This window comes from Actinoplanes sp. NPDC051851, assembly GCF_040681165.1.
Taxonomy (GTDB): Bacteria; Actinomycetota; Actinomycetes; order Mycobacteriales; family Micromonosporaceae; genus Actinoplanes.
This window is the reverse complement of sequence record NZ_JBFAYF010000046.1, coordinates 1-19,390: the sequence shown is the minus strand read 5'-3', so window position 1 is coordinate 19,390 and position 19,390 is coordinate 1. Positions and strand designations below refer to the sequence as shown.

Below are 19,390 nucleotides of genomic sequence, written 5' to 3'. Positions count from 1 at the left end.
GACGCGTCATCCCGTAGGAGGTTGATACCGCCATGCCCAAGGCCACCACCGCCCAGCCCATCGCCGTGCCCGCCGTCTCACCGAGGCTCCTCGGCGCGGCCGCCGGCACCGTCGGTGTCCTGCTGCTGCTCGCCTACCTGGTCGCCTTCGACCAGGGCGCGCTCTCGCACAGCGGTATGTACCTGCACGAGCTCATGCACGACGGCCGTCACCTGCTGGGTGTCCCGTGCCACTGACCTTCGGCAGAATTCTGCTCAACGGCCTGCTCGCCGGGCTGATCGCGGGCCTGCTCGCCGGCGGCTTCGCGTACTTCGCCGGTGAGCCGCGCGTCGACGCGGCCATCGCCATCGAGGAGGCCGACGCCCAGGCCGCCGGGCAGGTCGACACCGGCGAGGAACTCGTCGCCCGCGACACCCAGAAGAACGTCGGCCTGATCCTGGCGACCAGCCTCTACGGCATCGCCATGGGCGGTATCCTCGCCACCGCGTACACGGTGCTGCGCCGCCGCCTGCGCACCGGCAGCGACACCCGCGCCGCCCTCGGCCTGGCCGCGTCCGCCCTGGTGGGCCTGGTCCTGGTGCCGTTCTTCAAGTACCCGCCGAACCCGCCGGCCGTCGGCGACCCGTCGACGATCAACCAGCGGACCTACAGCTACCTGGCGGTCGTCGCGCTCGGCCTGGTCGCGGTCTGGGCCGGTGTGCTGGCCGCCCGCACCCAGAGCCACGAGTGGCGCCGCGCCGCCGCCGGCCTCGCCGGGTTCCTGGTCGTCGTGACGATCGCATACACCCTGCTGCCGCACATCAACGAGGTGCCGGACACGTTCCCGCCCACGCTGCTCTGGCAGTTCCGGATCGCGTCGCTGGGCACCCAGGCGGTCCTCTGGACGGTCCTCGGCCTCGCCTTCGCCGGCCTGGTCAACCGGTACGCGTCGCGCAGCGCCCACCCGGTCACCGCCGAGCCCGAGGTCGCCACCGCGTCCTGAGCCCGGTTTCCCTGAGAGAAGGCGGCCCCTCGCCCGGGCCGCCTTTTCCGTTACGACCGTCAGGCGTACTCGGCGACGATCCGCCGCGCGTCCCCGTCCACGGTGATCGTCCCGCCGTGCGGCAGGATCCACTGCGGCCGGGTGTGCCCGAACGGCACCCCCACGCAGACCACCGCGCCCGGGTGGTACCGGCTCACCTGCTCGAGCACCGCGTCCCGCTGCTCGGCGCGCAGCCGGGCCCGGTCCGCGGCGTCCGGGCGGCGGGTGAAGTCGGACACCGGCGGCCGCGCCAGCAGCACCGCGTCCACCGCGTCCAGGATCCCGCGCTCGCCCAGCGCCCGTACGACCCGCGCCACCACCCGGGCCCGGGGCAGCTCCTCCGAGGTCTCCAGCAGCAGCACCCCACCGGCGAGGGCGTCCGGCGGGAACGGGAACCGCCCGGCGATCAGGATCTGGTCGATCACCTCGACACACCCGCCCCAGGACACCCCGGTGACCGTACGGGCCGGGCCGTGCCAGCTCCACGGCTCGGTCGGCTCCCGGTCCCCGTACTCGTGCAGCGCCCGCGGGTCCGCCCAGTCGTGCCCGATGTCCTCCGACTCCCCCGGATCGGTCACCTCCAGGGTCTCCCCGGTGAGCAGCGCCGCCCGCAACGACCGGGCGTGCACGTCGTCGACGGCGGGTCCCGGCCCGAGGTGCACCTGCGACGATCCGCCGTAGAAACTCGCGATCCCCTGTGACCAGAGCCAGTGGTGCAGGTTCGTGTTGTCACTCGTACCCAGGAAGGGTTTGGGATCTGCTGTGGCGAGTGCGGCGTCCAGATGCGGGATCACGGTGATCTGGTCGTCCCCGCCGATCGAGGCCAGGATCGCCCGGATGCCCGGGTCGGCGAAGGCCGCGTTGACGTCGGCCGCCCGCGCCTGCGGCGAGGCACCGACCTGGCGGGTCGTCGGGAACTCCACCGGCACGAGACCGGTCACCTCGGCGAGCCGCCGCATCCCCTGCTCGTGGACGGCCGGAAACGCACCCGGCGCCGCGAAGGCCGGCGACAGCACCGCGATCCGGTCCCCGGGCGCGGCTTTTCGGGGCTTGATGAGTTCATGAGCCATGCCCGATATCCAACCAGCCGCGCCCGGCCGTGCCCGGCTCAGGAGGGCTGGACCTCGGAGAAGAGCGCCACGGCCTGCGCGGGGTCCGGGCTGACCAGGCGGTCCAGGCCCTCGGTGGTGATCTGTGCCCACACGGCCGCGCGGGCCCACATCCGCTCTTCGAAGGCGCGGACCGCCCCGTCCAGGTCGCCGGGAGCGGCCGCGGCGATCGCCTCGGCGAGTTCGGCGCCGTCCAGCATCGCCAGGTTCGCGCCCGCGCCCAGCGGCGGCATCAGGTGCGCGGCGTCACCGATCAGCGTCACCCCGGGCACGTGCTCCCAGGTGTGCGCGACCGGCAGGACGTGGATCGGGCGGTGCGCGAACCCGGTGCCGTGGCGCAGCAGGTCGCGCAGGAGCCCGGCCCAGCCGTCGAAGAGCGCCAGCAGGCGCGACCGGAGCGCCGCGGCGTCGTCCGGGTCGAGGTCCGCGTGCCAGTCCTGCGGGGCCCGGAACTTGGCGTACACCTTGACGTGGCCGCCGCTGTTGCGCTGCGCGGTCAGCGACCGGTTCACCCCGTACACCGACATCGCGCCGTCGCCGATCATCCGGGCCAGGCCGGGGTGCCGGGTGTCGACGTCGTCGAGGGAGGTCTCGACAGTGGTGATGCCGGTGTAGTGCGGGGTCACCGGGGAGACCGCCGCCCGGATCCGTGACCAGGCGCCGTCCGCGCCGACCACCAGGTCGTACGTCTCCTGCCGCCCGTCGCCGAAGGTGACCAGCGCGCCGTCGGCCCGGGTCACGCCCCGCCCCCACGCGATCGCGAGGGGGCCGGTCAACAGGTCCCGCAGCTGCTTGCGGTCGATCTCCGGGTTGGCCCGCTCGTCCGGTCCGGGCCGCCAGTCCCGCAGGACGGTCCCGTCCGGGTCCAGGATCCGCATGGCCTGCCCCTCCGGGCGCGACAGAGCCGCGAACCCGTCCCGCAGCCCCGCCTTCTCCAGGGCCAGCTGGCCCAGACCCTCGTGCAGGTCGAGGCTGCCGCCGGGCGGACGGGCATCGGGGCCGGGGTCGCGTTCCAGGACGGTGACGGGGTGACCGTGCCGGTGCAGGACCCGGGCGAGGGTGAGGCCGGCGGGCCCGGCACCGACCACGGCGATACGATGTCTCATATCGATACACTGTATCGGCGCCGTATCATGCATCACAACCGCACGGAGAAGGTGACCATGAGCGTCTGGGACCGGCCCGCACCACCCCGGGGACCCGTACCCCTGGACCGGGAACGGATCGTCGCCGCCGCGATCGCCCTCGCCGACGAGGGCGGCCTCGACGCGGTCTCGGTCCGCAAGGTCGCCGCCCGCCTCGACGCCGGCCCGATGCGGCTCTACGGCTTCATCGCCACCAAGGAGGAACTCCTCGACCTCATGCTCGACGAGGTCCAGGCCGAGATCCTCCCGGAAGAACCCCCCGGCGACTGGCGGGACACCCTGCGCACCCTCGCCCACCGCACCCGGCTCGCCGCCCTCCGCCACGAATGGCTCGCCGACCTGCTCGGCGGCCGCCCACCCCTGGGCCCGCACGGCCTCGCCCTCACCGAGGCCCGGCTCGCCGCCCTCGACGCCCACACCGACATCGCCACCGCCGTCCGCGCCGCCGAGACCGTCGCCGCCTACACCACCGGCGCGATCCGCCGCGAGATCGCCGCCCGCCGCGCCGCGCGCACCACCGGCATGACCAAGGACGAATGGAGACGCGCCGCCGGCCCCCACGTGACCAGGATGCTGGCCACCGGCCGCTTCCCCACCCTCGCCAAGGCCGTACACGGCGACACCGACACCGACCCCGAGGCCACCTTCACCACCGGCCTCGACTGGCTCCTCGACGCCGTCGCCGCCCAGCTCACCCGGCCACCGGGCTGAGCCACGTCGTCACCGGTCGGCCTGCCGCGGTGGGGCCGCCCGTGGCTTCCACCGATGTCCGCACCCGGCGGCACTGCAACAGAGGTGGCAGCGGCCGGGCGATACGTTGATCAGGATGTTCCGGCCCGCCTGCTGCTGTACCCGTGCGGGTAACTGTCCGGAACGGGACAGCACCGCGCTAAGACGATGGGCGGTCGAGGACCGTGAAGCTGAGGGAACTGCCGGCCGGCTTCAACGGGAGACTCAGTGGACGTCGTGGATTTGGTACGGACCGGTGTCCAAGAGATCTCGCCCGAGGAGATGCCGCTCTTCGACGAGGTGGCCGCGGCCTGGCTCGACGGGCGGCTCGGGAGTTCGCGGACACCCGGCGGCACGGCGCGGATCGGGGTTCCGTCCGATCTGGACATCACGGTCGTGTTCGATGTCGTCACCGGCGCCCTCGGCTCGGTGCTGGGCGACGCCACCTACGCCCGGCTGCGGCGCCGCCGCTGGCTGCGGCGCCGGCCGAAACCACAGGCGCAGGTCACGATCGACCCCCGGCACCGCGCGGCCTTGCACGCCGCATGCGTCGCCAACGGGCAGGAACTGGGGCTCGGCAAGAAGAAGGCGGTGCTGCTCGCCGACTCGATCTTCGGCCCCGACCTGGGCGACGCCGCATGACCAGGAGCCGGCCGTGGTGGCTCTACGTCCTCGCGGCGTTCCTGCTGACCTCGGCGGGCCTGTCCGCCGGCTGGGCGGCCGGCGCCGGCTACGGTCTGGTCGACGACTCCGTCACCGTCGTCTGCGAACTCAACCTCGGCGTCGACGTGGGGGCGATCACTGCCGGCGTCGTCCCGGACGGCGGCTCCGACACCCTGCGCGCGTTCGACGAGTGCGTCGCGCCCTATCGGCGGGCGACCGTGATCGTGATCCGAGCCCGCGTGATGCGGCTGCGCGAACACGTCGCCGACGAGGTCGCCGCCGCCCGGATGACCTCCCCGGAGCCGGTCGCGGCGATGCTGAACCGGGCCGCGCCACCTGCCGGAAAGGTTGCCCGGATCTTCCGGGTCCACCCGGACCGCGAGGCACGGCAGCAGGTCGTCGGCGGAGCCGCGATCCCGGCCGGGGGGATCCTCCTGCTGGTCGCCGCGGTCACCCACGTGAGCGTGGAGCTCGTCTCCCCGCTGTACGTACTGGTGAGTAACGTGTGGGGATGGACCGCCTACACCGTCCCGCCGCTGTGCGGTGCAGCCGGTGCGCTCATGTTCGTCCTGCTCGCGGCCCTGTGGCAGGGACAGGAACGCGACCGGGCCGGGTTCGTCGCCGCCGCGGTCGCGGGCCTGGTCACCGGGGCACTGGCCGACATCCCCGGCCTCATGATCAACGTCGTCGGGACCGCGTCCCATGCCGGCTGGTTGCTCGTGGTGCTCCTGCTCGCGTTCGCGGGCGCGGTGTGGTCACTGACGATCCTCACACCGGGCCGACCGGTGCTGGTCGCGCTCACCGCCGCGGCGCTCGGCGGATACGTCCTGGCCCGCGGGATCGAGGCCGGGATCCTGGCCTCCCTCGGCGGCACCGACGCCCTGGCGGTCCAGCGGTACGCCGTGCGCTCCGGCGGGGTGACCGACACCTACCATCCGAGCCTTCTGGTCTTCGGCCTCATCGCGGCGCTGGCGCTGTCCTCAGGCCGGCCGTCGCGGCCACTGATCCGGACAGCCGTCGTGACGCTGGCGGCCGGGACTCTGGTCGCCCTGCCCATCATCTATCTGCGCTTCCGGCACGACGTCAACGGCGATCTGGCGCTGTCGCTCCTCGGGGAGCGATGGTGGGTGTGCGCGGCGACCGGCTGGGTGGTCATCGCCGTCGCGCTGGCCGTCCGGCCCCGGCCACCGTTCGCGGCGACGATACTCGCCGGCTGGGCCACGTCCGTCCTACTGGGCGCCGGGCTGTTCCTGGCCGACGTCGTCGTCACCCATCTGCCCACCGATGTCTGGCTATGGAACGTGACCCACTACGTGGTCAACCCGACGCACCTGCTCATCGTGCTCATTCTCGTGTCCGCCCCCGTGTTGGCGCTCATCCATCCCGTGACGGACCCCCGGGCGGGCAAGCGGCGGGCTCCCGGCCGGGTCCGGCCCGCCGCGCTGCTGGCCGCCCCGCTCGCCGCGCTGCTGGCCGTGGTCGTCCTGACAAGCTCGGCGAGCGCCGTCACCGGCCGCCCCGCCGACATCGCCTACGCGAAACAGGCCCTGGCCACCCTGCAGCCGACCCCGTCTTCGACCACCGCGCCGCCGGCCTCGGACGGCCCGCTCGACCCAGCCCGGGACCTGTCCGAGGCTGCCCAACTCCGCGCTCTGAAGGCGGCCGGGAACGCCCTGCCCGGCTGGTCGGTCACCACATCCCTCCCGGACAGCGACGTCACGCTCTCGCCAGCGTCGTGCGACCGGGCGGGCAACGACTTCGACACGAAGTGGGACGCGGCCACGACCGCACCGAAGCAACAGATCATCTACGCGGCTACGAAGAAGATGATCCCCCCGTTCGGGGCCAACCTGGCCCTCGTCCTCCAGCCGTACGCGGACAGCCGGGCACTAGCGGAGAACTGGGCCGACGCGGCCGCGTACACCGCACAGTGCCCGGAGACGACCTACCCCGACTCCGACACCATCGATGGCATCGCTCACAGCAGCCAGCGTCTGCTGTCCGCCAACCCCATGCTCAGGGAGATACGCACCGTCTTCCGGCACAAGAAGACATCGACCGTCGTGACCGTGCACGAGCGGTGCGTTACGGCCGGCCGCAACGAGATCTGCGGCACCTGGGCCGCCGCAGCCGTCAACTCCCCCCTCCCCCGGCAGCGCACGGCCAGCCTCGACCAGCTCCTCGCCGGTGCGCAGGCCGCCGTCTTAGCCGACCTCCGGCGAAAATAGGCTTCGGCGGGAACCCCCTTGACCGCGTCGACCACGGTGGTCAGCTTCGGGTCTTCATAGCTCGCTGCTCTGCCTTCGGCAGAGCAAGTCACCCTCGGCCCTCCGCTGACCGCGCAGCTGGTGTCAGGCTTCGAGGACTCGCACGGCATCCGGTTACCCGAAGAGTTTCGCCAGGTCGTCTGGGGCCAGCCGGGAACGGCCTCCGGCGTGCGGGAGAAGCACGCTCTCTCAACCCACCTGCAGACGATGACAGAGACCCCGCAGCGCCACCCCACCCGCCTGACGCCGCGACCGCTCCAACAGCGCCCGCGACGTCTCCCGCACCACCGGCGACGTGTGCACATGCTGCGGCGCCACCCGCTCCGCCGCCAGCAGGAAACGGATCGCCTCCGCATCACGGCCCCGCAGACCCGCCAGCGCCCGCGCCGTGTCCGCATAGAAGAACACCTGCCGGAACCCCAACGGCAACAACGCCGGATTCGCCGACCGCGCTATCTCCGCCGCCCGCCCCGGATCACCACCGTCCACCTCGATCCCGATGCGCCAGAACGCCACATTCGTCGGACCGAAGAACAACGTCAAAGTCTCAGTCTCCCCCGTACGCGCGGCGAGGCCGGCCGCCTCCGCCAGCCACCCCCGGCTGTCGTCGAGCCTCCGCATCCCCCGCGCCGACAGGGCACAGTTCAACTGCAGCGAACCCACCAGCTCCGGAGCACCCGACAGCGCGTCCACCGCCCGCGACGCCAGCGCCAGCCCCCGCTCGAACGCACCACACGCGTTCGCCGCGCTCGCCCGCGCATACGCCGCATACCCCAGCAGCACCGGATCCCCGGCCGCCTCCGCCGCATCCCGGCACCGCTCCGCACCCAGCCACGCCTCCGCCGGATGACCGAGATTGCGCAACACCGACGACGCGATGAACGCCGCCTGACACAGCGCCCGCAACACCGCCGCCCGATCCCGGCCCGGCACCCCCGCATGCAGATCCCGCAACAGCCCCGGCAACAGCCGCGACGCCCCCGCATAGTCACACGCCTGCCGCAACGAGTCGACCAACTCCAGCGTCCGCGCCACCTCCGGCAACGGCCGCGGCTCCCGCGGCGACACCTCCGACAGGTCCACGTCGACCAGGGCCTGCCGGACACCGTGCACCGCAGCGTGCGCCGCCACCAGCGCCCGATCCGCGGCCGGCACCGGCACACCCACCAGATCCACCGGCGAACACTCCAGCGCCGCCGCGATCTCCGCCAGGGTGAACCGGTTGTCCGCCGCCTGCAACCCCCGCTCGATCCTGCTCCACGTCGCATGCGAGACCCCCGCACGGCTCGCCGCATACCGGATGCTCCAGCCACGCAGCACGCGGCGAGCCTGAATACGCTGACCGATCGTCGGATCAGCCACCAATCGCGTCATCAAAAGTCCTCCGTAGAAACCCCCGGCTTCAACCGTGGGTAGGAAGCGGACTCCCTGCGGAGCAGGACGAGGAAAGCCGGTTCGCCGCCACGGCGAATCCGGCGTCCCATCCGCGCGGGGTTCAAGTGGACAGATGTGCTAAATTTTCAGGCGTCCGGTCGGTGAGAACCAAGCCGATCGGAGTGAACGAGTGTTGTCGAGGTTTTGCCACGGCGGAGCGCGACCGTGCCAGTGCTGACGACGTGAGACATGCGGTCGGCCATCCTTCGGGGCGGCGGGTCGGGTGCGGTCTGAGCTGGGAAATCCCCCGGGTTTATCCGTGGGGATGGCGGTAACATGCCCGGACCGTAACCACCCCCACCCCGCCACGTGGTACACCCACGTACCGGCGGATCGGACAGCCTGCAGGCGTGAACGACGCAGCAGTACCCGTTACCTTTTTTGATCATCCCCGATGGGGACTGCTCGGTCGCTCGGTCCGGTATGACTTACTGCCCCTGTCGTACGCATATCCGGGGGTGTTGTCGCCGGACCGGGCGATCGCGCTCGGGCTGCGCAGCGCCACGGCAGCCGCGTTCACCGGCTCGGCCCGCATCGGTACGGAACTGCGCACCCTCGACACTGTGCTGGCGGCCCGCTTCCCCACGGCTCGACCAGGACACCGACGGCCCTCGCCGGTGGAGCCTGCCCGGCGGGAAGGTCGAGGACGGCGAAACCCTGGCCGAGGCCCTGATCCGGGAGATGGCCGAGGAGACCGGCATGCGGGTCGAGGTCGGCCGGCTGCTCTACCTGTGCGATCACGTCGGTGCGCATGTCGTTCACATCACCTTCGAGGTGCGCCGGGTCGGCGGACGGGTCGGAGCGGTCGTGGAAGGGGCCGACACCCGGCCGATCCGCGGGGTGCGGTTCGTCAGACTGGCGGACCTGCCCGGGCTGGGATTCAGCGAGCGGTTCGTCGACCTGGCCCAGCAGGGATGGCCGCAGGCCGGCTCGTACATGGGAGCCAAGGCGAACATCGGCCTGTAGCCGGGCGAGATAGGCCAGCAGCACGCCGTTGAGTGCTCCGGACCCCGTTTCCTCTGGAATGAACGGCCGGCACCGGCGTCACATCAGATCCAGGGCCACCCCGAACCGCTCGAAATACACCTCGTACGCCACATGACCCAACCCCACCGGATCCAGCGGCGCACCCACCGGACCACCGGCGAGGACCGCCGCGTACGCCGCCGCGCCCTGACTCACCACCCAGTCCGCCACATCGTCCGCCCCGTCCTCGGTATGACCGGAACCGACCAGATCCCGCACCTCCGCCGAGAACTCCAGGAACACATCCTGAAACGCGTACACCTCCGCCCGGGACAACCCGGCCAGAACCGTCCGCAACCGCTCCGGATCACCCCGCGACTCCGCGACGATCCCCCAGAACCTCACGCCCCCATCCACTCCGTCACCACCCCCAGCAACGGCGCCCGCCCCACGAAACGCTCCGCCACATCCCGTACGTCATAAGCGGTCACCGCCGAAAGGGACAGCATCCGCGGCGCCAGCCAGAAATACTTCGCCGCACCCGTCAACCGGATCGCCCGCCGCACCACATCCGCGTCCACCACACCGCGCATCCCCCGGACGTAGCCCTCGGTCACCGACTCCAGAACCTCACCGAGCAGACCGATATCCATCAACCCGTCGAAGAACGTGTCCAACGCCAGATTCGCCGCGTCCTCACCGACCGCCCCCGGACCCACGAACGCCCAATCCAACAACACCGGTCCCGACGATGAATTCACCAGATTCATCGGCCACACGTCGTGATGAGCGAGCGTACGCGGAAACGCATCACACGCCGCCAGCAACTCGTGCCGCCGCGCCCACAACTGACGCAACCGCCCCCGCAACACCGGCGACCACGCCGACACCGCCACCGGATGCTCCCAAGCGAGACCCTCCGGACACCCCTGCGCCAGGGTGTAGTCCCGCAGGAAATCCCGCGCCAACCAGGGGATCTCCGGCACCCGGCCGACATGCGCCGCCTGCGCCGCACCGAGACGCTCCGCCACCTCCGCCAGGAACGCCGGCGTCCACGGCTCACCCCGGACATCCTCCAGCCACAACGCCACCGACCCGTCCGGCCGCTCCTCCATGTCCAGAAGCGACGGCCCCGGCACCCCCGCGAACGCCGAGAGCTGCAACCCGGACGAGTAGACGAGCGGCTCCCGCCGCCAGAAGTTGAAATGCCCCGGATCATCACTCGCGGACAGATGCGGGGCCGCACCCGCACGCCGGGGCATCACCACCTTCAGCACCGCGGTCCCCGTACCCCGCGCCACCCGCCAGACCCCACCGGTCACCTCGTTGGCCGTGCTGTGCGGCAAAACCTCACCCATCGACACACCATGAGGCTATGCCAGCGTTCACCCCCGGACTCGCACTCGCCCACCGCTACTACACCCACGTCGTCGCACCCCTGCTCGGCGACCGCCCGCACATCGCCGCCCGCATCGGACCCGGCAGCGACGTCCTCGGCTACGACGGCCCCCGCTCCACCGACCACGACTGGGGACCACGCCTCGACCTCTTCTGCGACGACCACGGCCTCACCGACGAACTCCGCCACCGGCTCCCCGCACACTTCGAGGGCTGGCCCACCCACTTCACACCGGCCGGCGCCCGCGTCCGGTCGATGACCGAAACCGACGGCCCCATCGACCACTACGTCACGGTGACACCGTTCCGCCGCTGGATCCACGACCACCTACGATGCGACCCGGCCGCCATGGACACCCGCGACTGGCTCACCCTGCCCTGGCAACGGCTCGCGGAGATCACCGGCGGCGCCGTCTTCCACGATCCGGCCGGAGAACTCCACGCCGTCCGCGACCGGCTCCGCTGGTACCCCGACGACGTGTGGCGCCACGTCCTCGCCGCACAGTGGGCCCGCATCGGCGAAGAGGAGGCGTTCGTCGGGCGTACGGCCGAAGCGGGCGACGAACTCGGATCCCGCCTGACCGCCGCACGGCTCGCCCGGGACGTGGCCCGGCTGCTGCTGCTCCTCGACCGGCGCTGGCCGCCGTACCAGAAATGGCTCACCACCGCGATCCGCACCGACCCGGCGACACCGATGCTCACCACGGCGATCACCACAGCGGACCCGGACGAACGACAGGACGCGCTGTGCACGGCGTACGAGGAAGCAGCCCGCAGACAGAACGCCCTCGCCCTGTGCGACCCGGTGCAGCCGACGCGCCGCCCCTATTTCGACCGGGGCTATCCGGTGATCGGCGCCGGACGTTTCACTGCCGCACTGCGAACCGCGATCACCGACCCGGAACTGGCGACGCGCCCGGTCACCGGATCCATCGACCAGATCAGTGACAACACCGAATTCGTTTTCGGGTCGTCGGCGAAGCCGTCCTTTTAGGTGTTGTTCCGTGTGCGGCGTGCCGCACATCCGCTAGGGCATCCTAGGATGATGATCGTGACCACGATCGAGATCACCGCAGACCTGGTCCGGGACCTCCTTCGCGACCAGCACCCCGACCTCGCCGACCGGCCGATCCGGCTCGGCGCCCGCGGCTGGGACAACCAGCTCTGGCGCCTCGGCGACGACCTCGCGGTACGCCTCCCCTGGGCCACCCCCGTCTCCGGCACGCTGCTGCTCAAGGAGTACGCCTGGCTCCCCACGCTCGCCCCGGCCCTGCCCCTGCCGGTACCCGTACCCCAGCGACTCGGCGAACCCACCGACCGCTTCCCCCGCCCCTGGCTGATCACCACCTGGATACCCGGCACCCCCGCCGACCGGGCACCCGCCGGCGCACAGGCGGCCACCACCCTGGCCGCCTTCCTGACCGCCCTGCACCACCCCGCCCCCGACCGCGCCCCGGTGAACCCCCAGCGCGGCGGCCCCCTCACCGACCGCGCCGAGGACTTCACCAACGGACTGGCCCTGCTCACCACCCGCGGCCTGATCGACGACCCGGCCCCGGTCGACGCCATCTGGCAGGACGCCCTCGCCGCACCCCCGTGGACCGGCCCACCACTCTGGCTGCACGCCGACCTGCACCCCGCCAACGCCCTCACCAGCGACGGCGACCTGTGCGGCATCATCGACTTCGGCGACCTCTGCACCGGCGACCCGGCGTACGACATCTCCGCCGCCTGGATCCTCCTTCCCGATGACGACGGCGACGGCATCGGCCGTTTCGCCGCCGCCTACCGGCACGACCTCGACACCGCCACGCTCCGCCGCGCCCGGGGCTGGGCGATGGCCCGCGCCCTCAGCGGCCTGCTCATCGGCAACGACGACGGCCCGGGCGGCAAACCCAGCTGGGCCCCGCCCGCCCGGGCCACCCTGCGGCGACTGCTCAGGGAAGCCTGACCAACCGCCACGTCCGCCCGTCCCCGGAGACGTACGGACCGTCGTCCGAGTCCACCAGGTACGGCACCGCGGCCTTCCCCGCGGCGACCTGAACCAGCCCCGGATCCACCGGATACCCGCCCGCGGCGACCGGATACCCGGGGAGGGCCACCGGTGCGTACCGGCCGGTACCCCGGGCGGCGACGAGCCCGGTATCCGCGATGACGACGTGCGCACCGTCCGCGGTGACGAACCCGGCCGACCCCTGCGGATCGCCGACCGTCGCCCCGTCACGCCACGTCGACCCGCCGTCAGCCGTGTAGTGCACGTCGACCACCCCGTCCGCCCGGAAGGTCAGCACATACGCCGCCCCACCCGGCCCGGCGGCCACCTTCGGCAGGTAGTACGCCGCCGCCGTACCGTCACTCCCGAGCACCGCCGGCACCGCACCGGTGAAGACCTGGGTGTGCCAGGTACGCCCCGCGTCCGCGCTGGTCGCCACCGCCGGCCGGTTCGTGACCGGATCCCGCCCCGGCACCCACAGCCCCCCGCCGAGCGGCACGTTCACCAGAGCGGCCCACCGCTGCTGAACCGTGATACCCGCCGGCTGCACCGCCAGCGGGGCGAACCGGCCGGTCACCGGGTCGATCACCCCGATCGCGCAGGTCGGCACCGCCACCACGGCACAGTCGACCGGCCGCACCCCCGACGGCACCGCGGCCACCGGCTCCGTGCCGACCACGACCCGCTGCCAGCTCACGCCACCGTCCCGCGTGATCCACGGCAGGTCCACCGGGCTCCCCGCGCCGGACGACGCCATCGCCTGCACCTCGGCGACCGTGAGCGTGCGGTGCTCCTGCCAGAGCACCAATCCGGGCGCCAGCGCCAGCAGGGTCGCCGTACGCGGACCGGCCGCGTCACTCGGCGCCGGGGGCGTCGCACCCCGCTCCCAGGACCCACCGCCGTCCGACGACACCCACAACTCGGCGTCACACTCCCGGCATCGCTCGAAGACCCGGAACAGACTGCTCCCCGCGTTCGTGACCGAGGTCGACGGGAACCACACCTCCCCCGGGCTCGCGGTGACCACCGGCGCCACGTCGGCCAGGCCGGGCTCGTCCGGAGCACCCGGCCCGGCGTACCCGGCACCGGCCGCCCCCAGCACCACCGCGAGGACCGCCGCGGCCGAGGTGACCGCACGCCGTCGCCGGATCGCGCCGGCCCGGCTCCGCACGGTGCCGAAGTCCGGCTGGCGCACCGCGTCGCCGACCTCGGACCGCAGCCTGTCGAACTGGGACTCAAGCATGGCGTACCTCCTCGGACACCAGAGCGGGTTCGTCGTCGGCCAGGAACCGGGCGAGCGCCGCCCGGCCCCGGGCCAGCCGGGCCTTGACCGTGCCCACCGGTATGTCGAGAGTGGCGGCGACCTCCGCCACCGGCAGGTCGGCCAGATGGTGCAGCACCACCGCCTCCCGGGTCGGCGGCGCCAGCCTGCGCAGCGCGGCGAGCAGCGCCACCCGGTCCCCGGACACCCCGGGCAGCGCCGCCGGGACGATCTCCACCCGCCCGGAGCGGACCAGCCGGTCGAAGAGCCACCGCCGCCGGTACCGGGTCCGGGTCACGTTGAGAGCCGCGACCCGCAGCCACCGCTCGGCGTCGTCGGCCCGCAGGAACGACGCGGGCGACCCCAGCACCCGCGCGAACACCTCGTGCACGGCGTCCTCCGCCTCGGCCAGGTCACCGACGAGCCCGGCGATCTGCGTCACCAGCCGCTGGTAGTACGCCTCGTACGCCTGCCGCACCGCATCCTCGGCATCCAAATCGCCCTCCTCGTCATCAACGCCTGTCTCAGAGAGGACAAACAGCCCGGCCGGCCGGTTGCATCGATCTTCATTCTGGTCCTGTCGGCGAAGCCGTCCTTTTCGGTTCCTGTTCGTGGTGCGGGCGGGCCGCACAACCCGTAACGCATCCTAGGAAGCTAGTTCATTTCTAAGACCACCCCTTTCTCTCGTACGACCGGAAGCTCTTGATCTGGGAAGGCCGGGAGAAGCCGGGACGCCGGGGCGGGGTGGTCCGGCTCTAGAGTCGAGGCGTGGGGCAACGGCTGCGCGAGGCCACGACGGCGAACGGTGTCCGGATCGGGTATGCCCTCAGCGGGGCGGGCACCCCGCTGCTCTACGTCGGCGGCTGGCTCAGCCATCTGGAGCTGAGCTGGGCACTCCCCGCCGAACGCGGCTTCTACGAGGCACTCGGCGACGGGCGGACCCTGGTCCGGTACGACAAACCCGGCTGTGGGCTGTCCGGTCCCGCCCAGTTTCCGTACACGATGGAGCAGGAGCTCGACGCGCTGGCCGCGGTGGCGGACGGGCTCGGGCGGTGCGAGCTGATGGGGATCTCGGCCGGCGCGGCGGTCGCGGTCGCCTGGGCGGCCCGACACCCGGAGACCGTGGCGCGGCTGGTGCTCTACGGCGGCTGGGCGTACGGGCCGGACGTCGCGTCGCCGGAGATCCAGCGGCACGTGACCGGGCTGGTCCGCGAGCACTGGGGTCTCGCCTCCGACCTGCTCGCCGAGGTCTTCGCGCCGGACACCGACGGGCCGACCCGCGCGGCGTTCCGGCGCTACCAGCGGGACTCGGCGCCTGCTGCGACCGCCGCGGCGATGCTGGCGATGGCGTACCGGGTGGACGTCCGCGACCTGCTCCCCCGGGTGAGCGCGCCGACCCTCGTGGTGCACCGGGAACGCGACCGGGCGGCGCCGCTCGCCGAGGGACGGCGGCTGGCCGAGGGCATCCCGGGCGCCCGGTTCGAGGTGCTGCCGGGGCGCTCGCACCTACCGTACATCGGGGACGGCGCGGCGCTGACCCGGGTGGTCCGGCGCTTCCTCGGGCTGCCCGGGCGGCACCGCGGCGCCGCGGCCACGCTGACCGCCCGGCAGCGGGAGGTCGCCGCGCTGATCGCCGAGGGCTGCACCAACCGGCAGATCGGCGAGCGGCTGGGCATCACCGAACGCTCCGCCGAGGCGCACGTGGAGCGGATCCGGCTGCGGATGGACTTCCGGTCCCGCGCGCAGATCGCGGCCTGGCACGTGGCGACGGCGAACTGAGGTATTTCCCCGGCTGTCCCGGTGCGTCCCCGTGACCAGGATGAGGTGATGGGAATCGTCTCTCGCGGGTACGCGCTGGTGGCGTACGCAAGCTTTCTTCTGACGTCGATCTGGGCCGGGATCTTCCTGACCGGGCCGGTGGACGGGGCGGCCCGGCATCCCGCCACGACGGCGCTGGCGATCGACTCCGGGCTGCTGCTGCTCTTCGCGGCGCAGCACTCGGTGATGGCGCGCGCCGGGTTCAAGCGGCTGCTCGACGACCGCAGCACCTACGTCCTCGCGTCGAGCCTGGCGCTGGCCGCGCTCTACTGGTGGTGGCAGCCGGTGCCGGCGGTGATCTGGTCGACCGGCGCCTGGCCCTGGGCACTGTACGCGGCCGGATGGGTGCTCGTGGTGGCGTCGACGTTCATGGTCGACCACGCCGAGTTCCTCGGGCTGCGCGCGGAACGGCGGGACGCGGCGCTCGCCGAACGGTGGCTCTACCGGTGGGTACGGCACCCGATGATGCTCGGGCTGATCGTGGTCTTCTGGGCGGCGCCGCGGATGACCGTGGGGCACCTGTTCTTCGCGGTCGCCGGTACCGGGTACATCCTGGTCGGCATCCGGTTCGAGGAGCGTGACCTGCGGCGCCGGTTCGGTACCGCGTACGCGGACTACGCCCGGCGCGTCCCGGCGCTGCTGCCACTGCCCCGGATCCCCTCGGCCTGGGCGCGGGCCAGCGTCCGCATCCGGCCGAAGAGGTCGAGCAGCAGCCGCAGCTGATCCTCGTCGTAGTCGGTGAGCGCCGCCGACCAGCCCGCGGCGGCCGCGGCGAAGAGCGGCTGCGCCTCGGCCAGCCGCTCCGGGATCGCCTCCACGATGACCCGGCGCCGGTCGTCCATGTCGTGCACCCGGCGCACCCACCCCGAGCGTTCCAGCCGGTCGATCATCCGGGTGACGGCGCCACTGGTCAGCCCGGTCCGTACGCACAGCTCACCCGCGGTGGCCGAGCCCTCGAGGAGGGTGGTCAGGCACTTGAAGTCGGTCAGCCCGAGCCCGAGCCGCTCGGCCGCGGCCTGCTGAACCAGGATCGCGTCCGCCACCGCCTGGGCGAGTGTCGCTTGTAGCTCGACAAGCAGTTCCTGACGCGCACTCACCATGGCGCCACTCTACCGAGGCATCAAATGATGGGCATCATCGTGACCGATTCCGATCTGTCTCCAGCGCCGCCCACCCGCCGCGCCCGATCGCGTACGCCAGAAAAGCCAGCCAGACGATCACCCCGATGGCGATCCGGACCGGGGCCGGCAGCGCCGACGGCGTCACGAACGCCTCGAGGATTCCGGCGACCGCGAGCGTCGGCACCAGACCGATAGCGATCACCATCCCCTCGCGGACCCAGGCGACCAGCGACTCCCGGCGGCTCAGGGTGGGCCCCGGGGAGATCCACGCCCAGCCGATCCGCAGGCCGACCCCCGCGCCGATGAACAGGCAGGTCAGTTCCAGACAGCCGTGCGGGGCGAGGTACGTCAGGAACGTCCCGCCGGCGTCCTGCTCGAACATCACGCCCCCGGTCAGCCCGGTGTTCAGCAGGTTGACCCCGACCAGGTAGAGCACCGGCAGGATCAGCACCCCCGAGGCCAGGCACTGCGCGGTGAGCAGGGCGTTGTTCGTCCACACCTGCAGCGCGAAGTTCTGCGCCTGGAACTCGCTGTAGTAGCCGACGAAGTCCGTGCCGACCAGCTGCTGCACCTCGCCGTCGCTGAGCAGGAGCGCGATGACGTCCGGGTGCACGGCGACGTACCAGGTCAGCGCCGCGCCGAGCACCATCATCAGGATCCCGAGCGTGGCCCACCAGCGCCGGGTCCGGTACAGCGCCGCCGGGTACCGGTACAGCACGAAATCGGCCACCGGCCGCAGCGAGAACCGGTTGCCCCGGGTCACCGCGGCGCGACCGGCGAGCACCAGGCGGGACAGGTCGGCGAGCACGACCGGGTCCGGGGTGCGGCTGCGGACCACCGAGAGATGGGTGGCGGCGCGCTGGTAGAGCAGCACCAGCTCGTCCGATTCCGTCGCGCTCAGCTTCCGCCGCGCGGCGAGCGTCTCCAGGCGGTTCCACTCACCGCGGCGCTCCGCCAGGTACGCGTCGAGATCCATCACTCCGGCAGCCTAAGCTGTGCCGGTGACCGCGCCCGCCCCCACCTCCGGCCCTGCGCCGTCCGCCTTCCCGGCACCGTCCGGCCTCGTCGGCACTGACGGCCCTGCCACCGCCTCAGGCTCCGGCTCGTCCGCCTACGGCTCGTTTGCTTCCGGCTCGCTTGCTTCCGGCTCGCTTGCTTCCGGCTTCGTCACCGCGGAGGCGGTCGCGCTGGAGTTGCGGCCCGCCCGGCTCGGCTCCCGCGCGATCGCCCTGATGATCGACGTCATGGTCCAGGCGGTCGTCGCGATGATCCTCGTCGCGCTCACCGGCATCCTCTGGCCCCTGATCCCGAGCGTCCTGGTCGACGAGGCCCTGCTCGACACCGTCATCCGGGTGGTGACCGTGCTGGTCCTGCTCCTCTACCCGGCCTACGTCGAGACCCGCACCAACGGCCGCAGCCCCGGCAAGTCCGCGATGGGCCTGCGGGTGATCCGCGAGGACGGCGGCCCGATCCGCCCCCGGCACGCCTTCACCCGCGCCCTGATCGGCCTGGCCGTCGAGTGGCCGGGCCTGCTGATGCTCCCCCTCACCTGGGCCGGCAGCCTCGCCACCATGCTCTTCTCGGACAAGGGCCGCCGCCTCGGCGACCTGGCCGCCGGCACCCTGGTGATCCACGAACGCCGCCCCTCCGGCTTCCGCTACGTCCCTCCGATGCCCCCCGAGCTGGCCCCGTGGGCCGCGACGACCGACCTCTCCACGGTCGACGACGAACTGGCCGAGGCCGTCCGCCAGTTCCTCTCCCGCCACACCGACCTGCACGAACCCCACCGTTCCCAGCTGCTGCGCTCCCTCGCCGCCGAGGTCGGCACCCGGGTCACCCCACCCGCTCCCCCGGGCGTCGCCCCGCTGCCGTTCCTGACCGCCGTCCTGGCCGAACGCCGCCGCCGTTCCGCCGCCCAGTTGGTCAACGGCCGCCTGGTCAGCGAACGCCTGCTCCCCGGTTTCGGTCAGACCAGGCCCTATCTGGTACGCCGTGACCCGGGCGTCCTCCCACCCTCCCCGCACCCGCGTCCCCCGGCCCCGCCGTCGGTCCCGCCCCCTCCCCCGGCGGCCCCGTTCCCGGCCGCACCCGGCACCGCCCCGCTTCGCCCGCAGACGCCCTCCACCGACGACTCCCCGGCACCGGGCTAGACCACTCCCCCGAAAGTGGCTCGCCCGCCCATACCCTGGCGCCGCTTTCGGGGCGCCGCTTTCGGGACGATGACGACACCCCGCCGTCCCCGCGATGCGGACGGAATCCCAGCCCGGCACTCCGGCACGAGCTTCTGGCTGGCCGTCAGGGGTGTGTCGGGCGGCCCGAGACACCCCAGACCGCCAGCCAGGGGAATCCAGTTGGCGCCCAAGGGTGCGTCGAGGGGGTCGAGGCACCCTTGGACGCCAGCCGCCCCGCCCGGGCTCGGCGGGCTCGGCGGGCTCGGCGGGCTCGGCGGGCTCGGCGGGCTCGGC

21 protein-coding genes are annotated in these 19,390 nt (G+C 72.4%); 11 read left to right on the top strand and 10 right to left on the bottom strand.

The window, feature by feature from the left end; translation table 11 throughout:
- The first annotated feature begins 32 nt into the window (after positions 1-32).
- Both AB0M08_RS33790 and AB0M08_RS33785 read left to right on the top strand, forming a co-directional pair.
- Positions 33-236, top strand: a complete 204-nt coding sequence (locus tag AB0M08_RS33790) for a CbtB-domain containing protein (protein ID WP_364502296.1) — start codon at positions 33-35, stop codon at positions 234-236.
- Positions 227-982, top strand: a complete 756-nt coding sequence (locus AB0M08_RS33785; protein ID WP_364502293.1) for a CbtA family protein — start codon at positions 227-229, stop codon at positions 980-982. Before AB0M08_RS33790 ends, AB0M08_RS33785 begins: the two co-directional genes overlap by 10 nt.
- 59 nt (positions 983-1,041) lie before the next feature.
- Here the strand turns inward: AB0M08_RS33785 and AB0M08_RS33780 are convergent, their stop codons facing one another.
- Together AB0M08_RS33780 and AB0M08_RS33775 are read right to left on the bottom strand one after the other, a co-directional pair.
- Positions 1,042-2,091 carry an LD-carboxypeptidase gene (locus tag AB0M08_RS33780; RefSeq protein WP_364502290.1) on the bottom strand — a complete coding sequence of 350 codons (1,050 nt, stop codon included), beginning with the start codon at positions 2,089-2,091 and terminating at the stop codon, positions 1,042-1,044.
- A 38-nt stretch (positions 2,092-2,129) separates the two neighbouring features.
- Positions 2,130-3,236: an NAD(P)/FAD-dependent oxidoreductase gene (locus AB0M08_RS33775; RefSeq protein ID WP_364502287.1), complete on the bottom strand. Its 1,107-nt coding sequence runs from the start codon at positions 3,234-3,236 to the stop codon at positions 2,130-2,132.
- Between the two features lie 57 nt (positions 3,237-3,293).
- Here AB0M08_RS33775 and AB0M08_RS33770 point away from each other — a divergent pair, with 57 nt between their 5' ends.
- The 3 genes from AB0M08_RS33770 to AB0M08_RS33760 all read left to right on the top strand — a co-directional run bounded on the left by AB0M08_RS33770 (position 3,294) and on the right by AB0M08_RS33760 (position 6,895).
- On the top strand, positions 3,294-3,986 hold the full coding sequence (locus AB0M08_RS33770) for a TetR/AcrR family transcriptional regulator (protein ID WP_364502284.1): 693 nt from the start codon (positions 3,294-3,296) through the stop codon (positions 3,984-3,986).
- A 246-nt stretch (positions 3,987-4,232) separates the two neighbouring features.
- Positions 4,233-4,646, top strand: coding sequence for a hypothetical protein (locus AB0M08_RS33765; protein ID WP_364502281.1), 414 nt, complete (start codon positions 4,233-4,235; stop codon positions 4,644-4,646).
- Positions 4,643-6,895: a hypothetical protein gene (locus AB0M08_RS33760; RefSeq protein ID WP_364502278.1), complete on the top strand. Its 2,253-nt coding sequence runs from the start codon at positions 4,643-4,645 to the stop codon at positions 6,893-6,895. Before AB0M08_RS33765 ends, AB0M08_RS33760 begins: the two co-directional genes overlap by 4 nt.
- 228 nt (positions 6,896-7,123) lie before the next feature.
- On the opposite strand, the gene AB0M08_RS33755 is transcribed toward AB0M08_RS33760, so the two are convergent.
- A complete protein-coding gene (locus AB0M08_RS33755; RefSeq protein ID WP_364502275.1) occupies positions 7,124-8,308 on the bottom strand; it encodes a helix-turn-helix domain-containing protein in 1,185 nt (394 codons plus the stop codon).
- A gap of 445 nt (positions 8,309-8,753) precedes the next feature.
- Entirely contained in the window at positions 8,754-8,921 is a 168-nt protein-coding gene (locus AB0M08_RS33750) for a hypothetical protein (protein WP_364502484.1), read from the bottom strand.
- Between the two features lie 8 nt (positions 8,922-8,929).
- Between AB0M08_RS33750 and AB0M08_RS33745 the strand changes: the two genes are divergently transcribed.
- Positions 8,930-9,334, top strand: a complete 405-nt coding sequence (locus tag AB0M08_RS33745) for an NUDIX hydrolase (RefSeq protein WP_364502482.1) — start codon at positions 8,930-8,932, stop codon at positions 9,332-9,334.
- A gap of 78 nt (positions 9,335-9,412) precedes the next feature.
- Here AB0M08_RS33745 and AB0M08_RS33740 read toward each other — a convergent pair whose 3' ends face one another.
- Together AB0M08_RS33740 and AB0M08_RS33735 are read right to left on the bottom strand one after the other, a co-directional pair.
- Positions 9,413-9,739 carry a hypothetical protein gene (locus AB0M08_RS33740; protein WP_364502272.1) on the bottom strand — a complete coding sequence of 109 codons (327 nt, stop codon included), beginning with the start codon at positions 9,737-9,739 and terminating at the stop codon, positions 9,413-9,415.
- Positions 9,736-10,692, bottom strand: a complete 957-nt coding sequence (locus AB0M08_RS33735; RefSeq protein WP_364502480.1) for an aminoglycoside phosphotransferase — start codon at positions 10,690-10,692, stop codon at positions 9,736-9,738. The genes AB0M08_RS33740 and AB0M08_RS33735 overlap by 4 nt, the downstream gene beginning before the upstream one ends.
- 17 nt (positions 10,693-10,709) lie before the next feature.
- Here AB0M08_RS33735 and AB0M08_RS33730 point away from each other — a divergent pair, with 17 nt between their 5' ends.
- Both AB0M08_RS33730 and AB0M08_RS33725 read left to right on the top strand, forming a co-directional pair.
- Positions 10,710-11,726, top strand: coding sequence for a DUF4037 domain-containing protein (locus AB0M08_RS33730; RefSeq protein ID WP_364502270.1), 1,017 nt, complete (start codon positions 10,710-10,712; stop codon positions 11,724-11,726).
- Between the two features lie 57 nt (positions 11,727-11,783).
- A complete protein-coding gene (locus tag AB0M08_RS33725; protein ID WP_364502268.1) occupies positions 11,784-12,683 on the top strand; it encodes an aminoglycoside phosphotransferase family protein in 900 nt (299 codons plus the stop codon).
- Here AB0M08_RS33725 and AB0M08_RS33720 read toward each other — a convergent pair.
- Both AB0M08_RS33720 and AB0M08_RS33715 read right to left on the bottom strand, forming a co-directional pair.
- Positions 12,670-13,968, bottom strand: coding sequence for a hypothetical protein (locus tag AB0M08_RS33720; RefSeq protein ID WP_364502265.1), 1,299 nt, complete (start codon positions 13,966-13,968; stop codon positions 12,670-12,672). The genes AB0M08_RS33725 and AB0M08_RS33720 overlap by 14 nt on opposite strands.
- On the bottom strand, positions 13,961-14,482 hold the full coding sequence (locus tag AB0M08_RS33715) for a sigma factor-like helix-turn-helix DNA-binding protein (protein WP_364502262.1): 522 nt from the start codon (positions 14,480-14,482) through the stop codon (positions 13,961-13,963). The genes AB0M08_RS33720 and AB0M08_RS33715 overlap by 8 nt, the downstream gene beginning before the upstream one ends.
- A 272-nt stretch (positions 14,483-14,754) precedes the next feature.
- Between AB0M08_RS33715 and AB0M08_RS33710 the strand changes: the two genes are divergently transcribed.
- Both AB0M08_RS33710 and AB0M08_RS33705 read left to right on the top strand, forming a co-directional pair.
- Positions 14,755-15,765, top strand: coding sequence for an alpha/beta fold hydrolase (locus tag AB0M08_RS33710; RefSeq protein ID WP_364502259.1), 1,011 nt, complete (start codon positions 14,755-14,757; stop codon positions 15,763-15,765).
- Positions 15,766-15,813: 48 nt separating this feature from the next.
- Positions 15,814-16,527: an isoprenylcysteine carboxylmethyltransferase family protein gene (locus AB0M08_RS33705; protein ID WP_364502256.1), complete on the top strand. Its 714-nt coding sequence runs from the start codon at positions 15,814-15,816 to the stop codon at positions 16,525-16,527.
- Here the strand turns inward: AB0M08_RS33705 and AB0M08_RS33700 are convergent.
- Positions 16,419-16,904, bottom strand: coding sequence for a MarR family transcriptional regulator (locus AB0M08_RS33700; protein WP_364502254.1), 486 nt, complete (start codon positions 16,902-16,904; stop codon positions 16,419-16,421). The two genes, AB0M08_RS33705 and AB0M08_RS33700, sit on opposite strands and share 109 nt — an antisense overlap.
- Before the next feature lie 34 nt (positions 16,905-16,938).
- A complete protein-coding gene (locus AB0M08_RS33695; RefSeq protein ID WP_364502477.1) occupies positions 16,939-17,901 on the bottom strand; it encodes a stage II sporulation protein M in 963 nt (320 codons plus the stop codon).
- A gap of 25 nt (positions 17,902-17,926) precedes the next feature.
- Between AB0M08_RS33695 and AB0M08_RS33690 the strand changes: the two genes are divergently transcribed.
- On the top strand, positions 17,927-19,075 hold the full coding sequence (locus tag AB0M08_RS33690; protein WP_364502251.1) for an RDD family protein: 1,149 nt from the start codon (positions 17,927-17,929) through the stop codon (positions 19,073-19,075).
- The last annotated feature ends 315 nt before the right edge of the window (positions 19,076-19,390 follow it).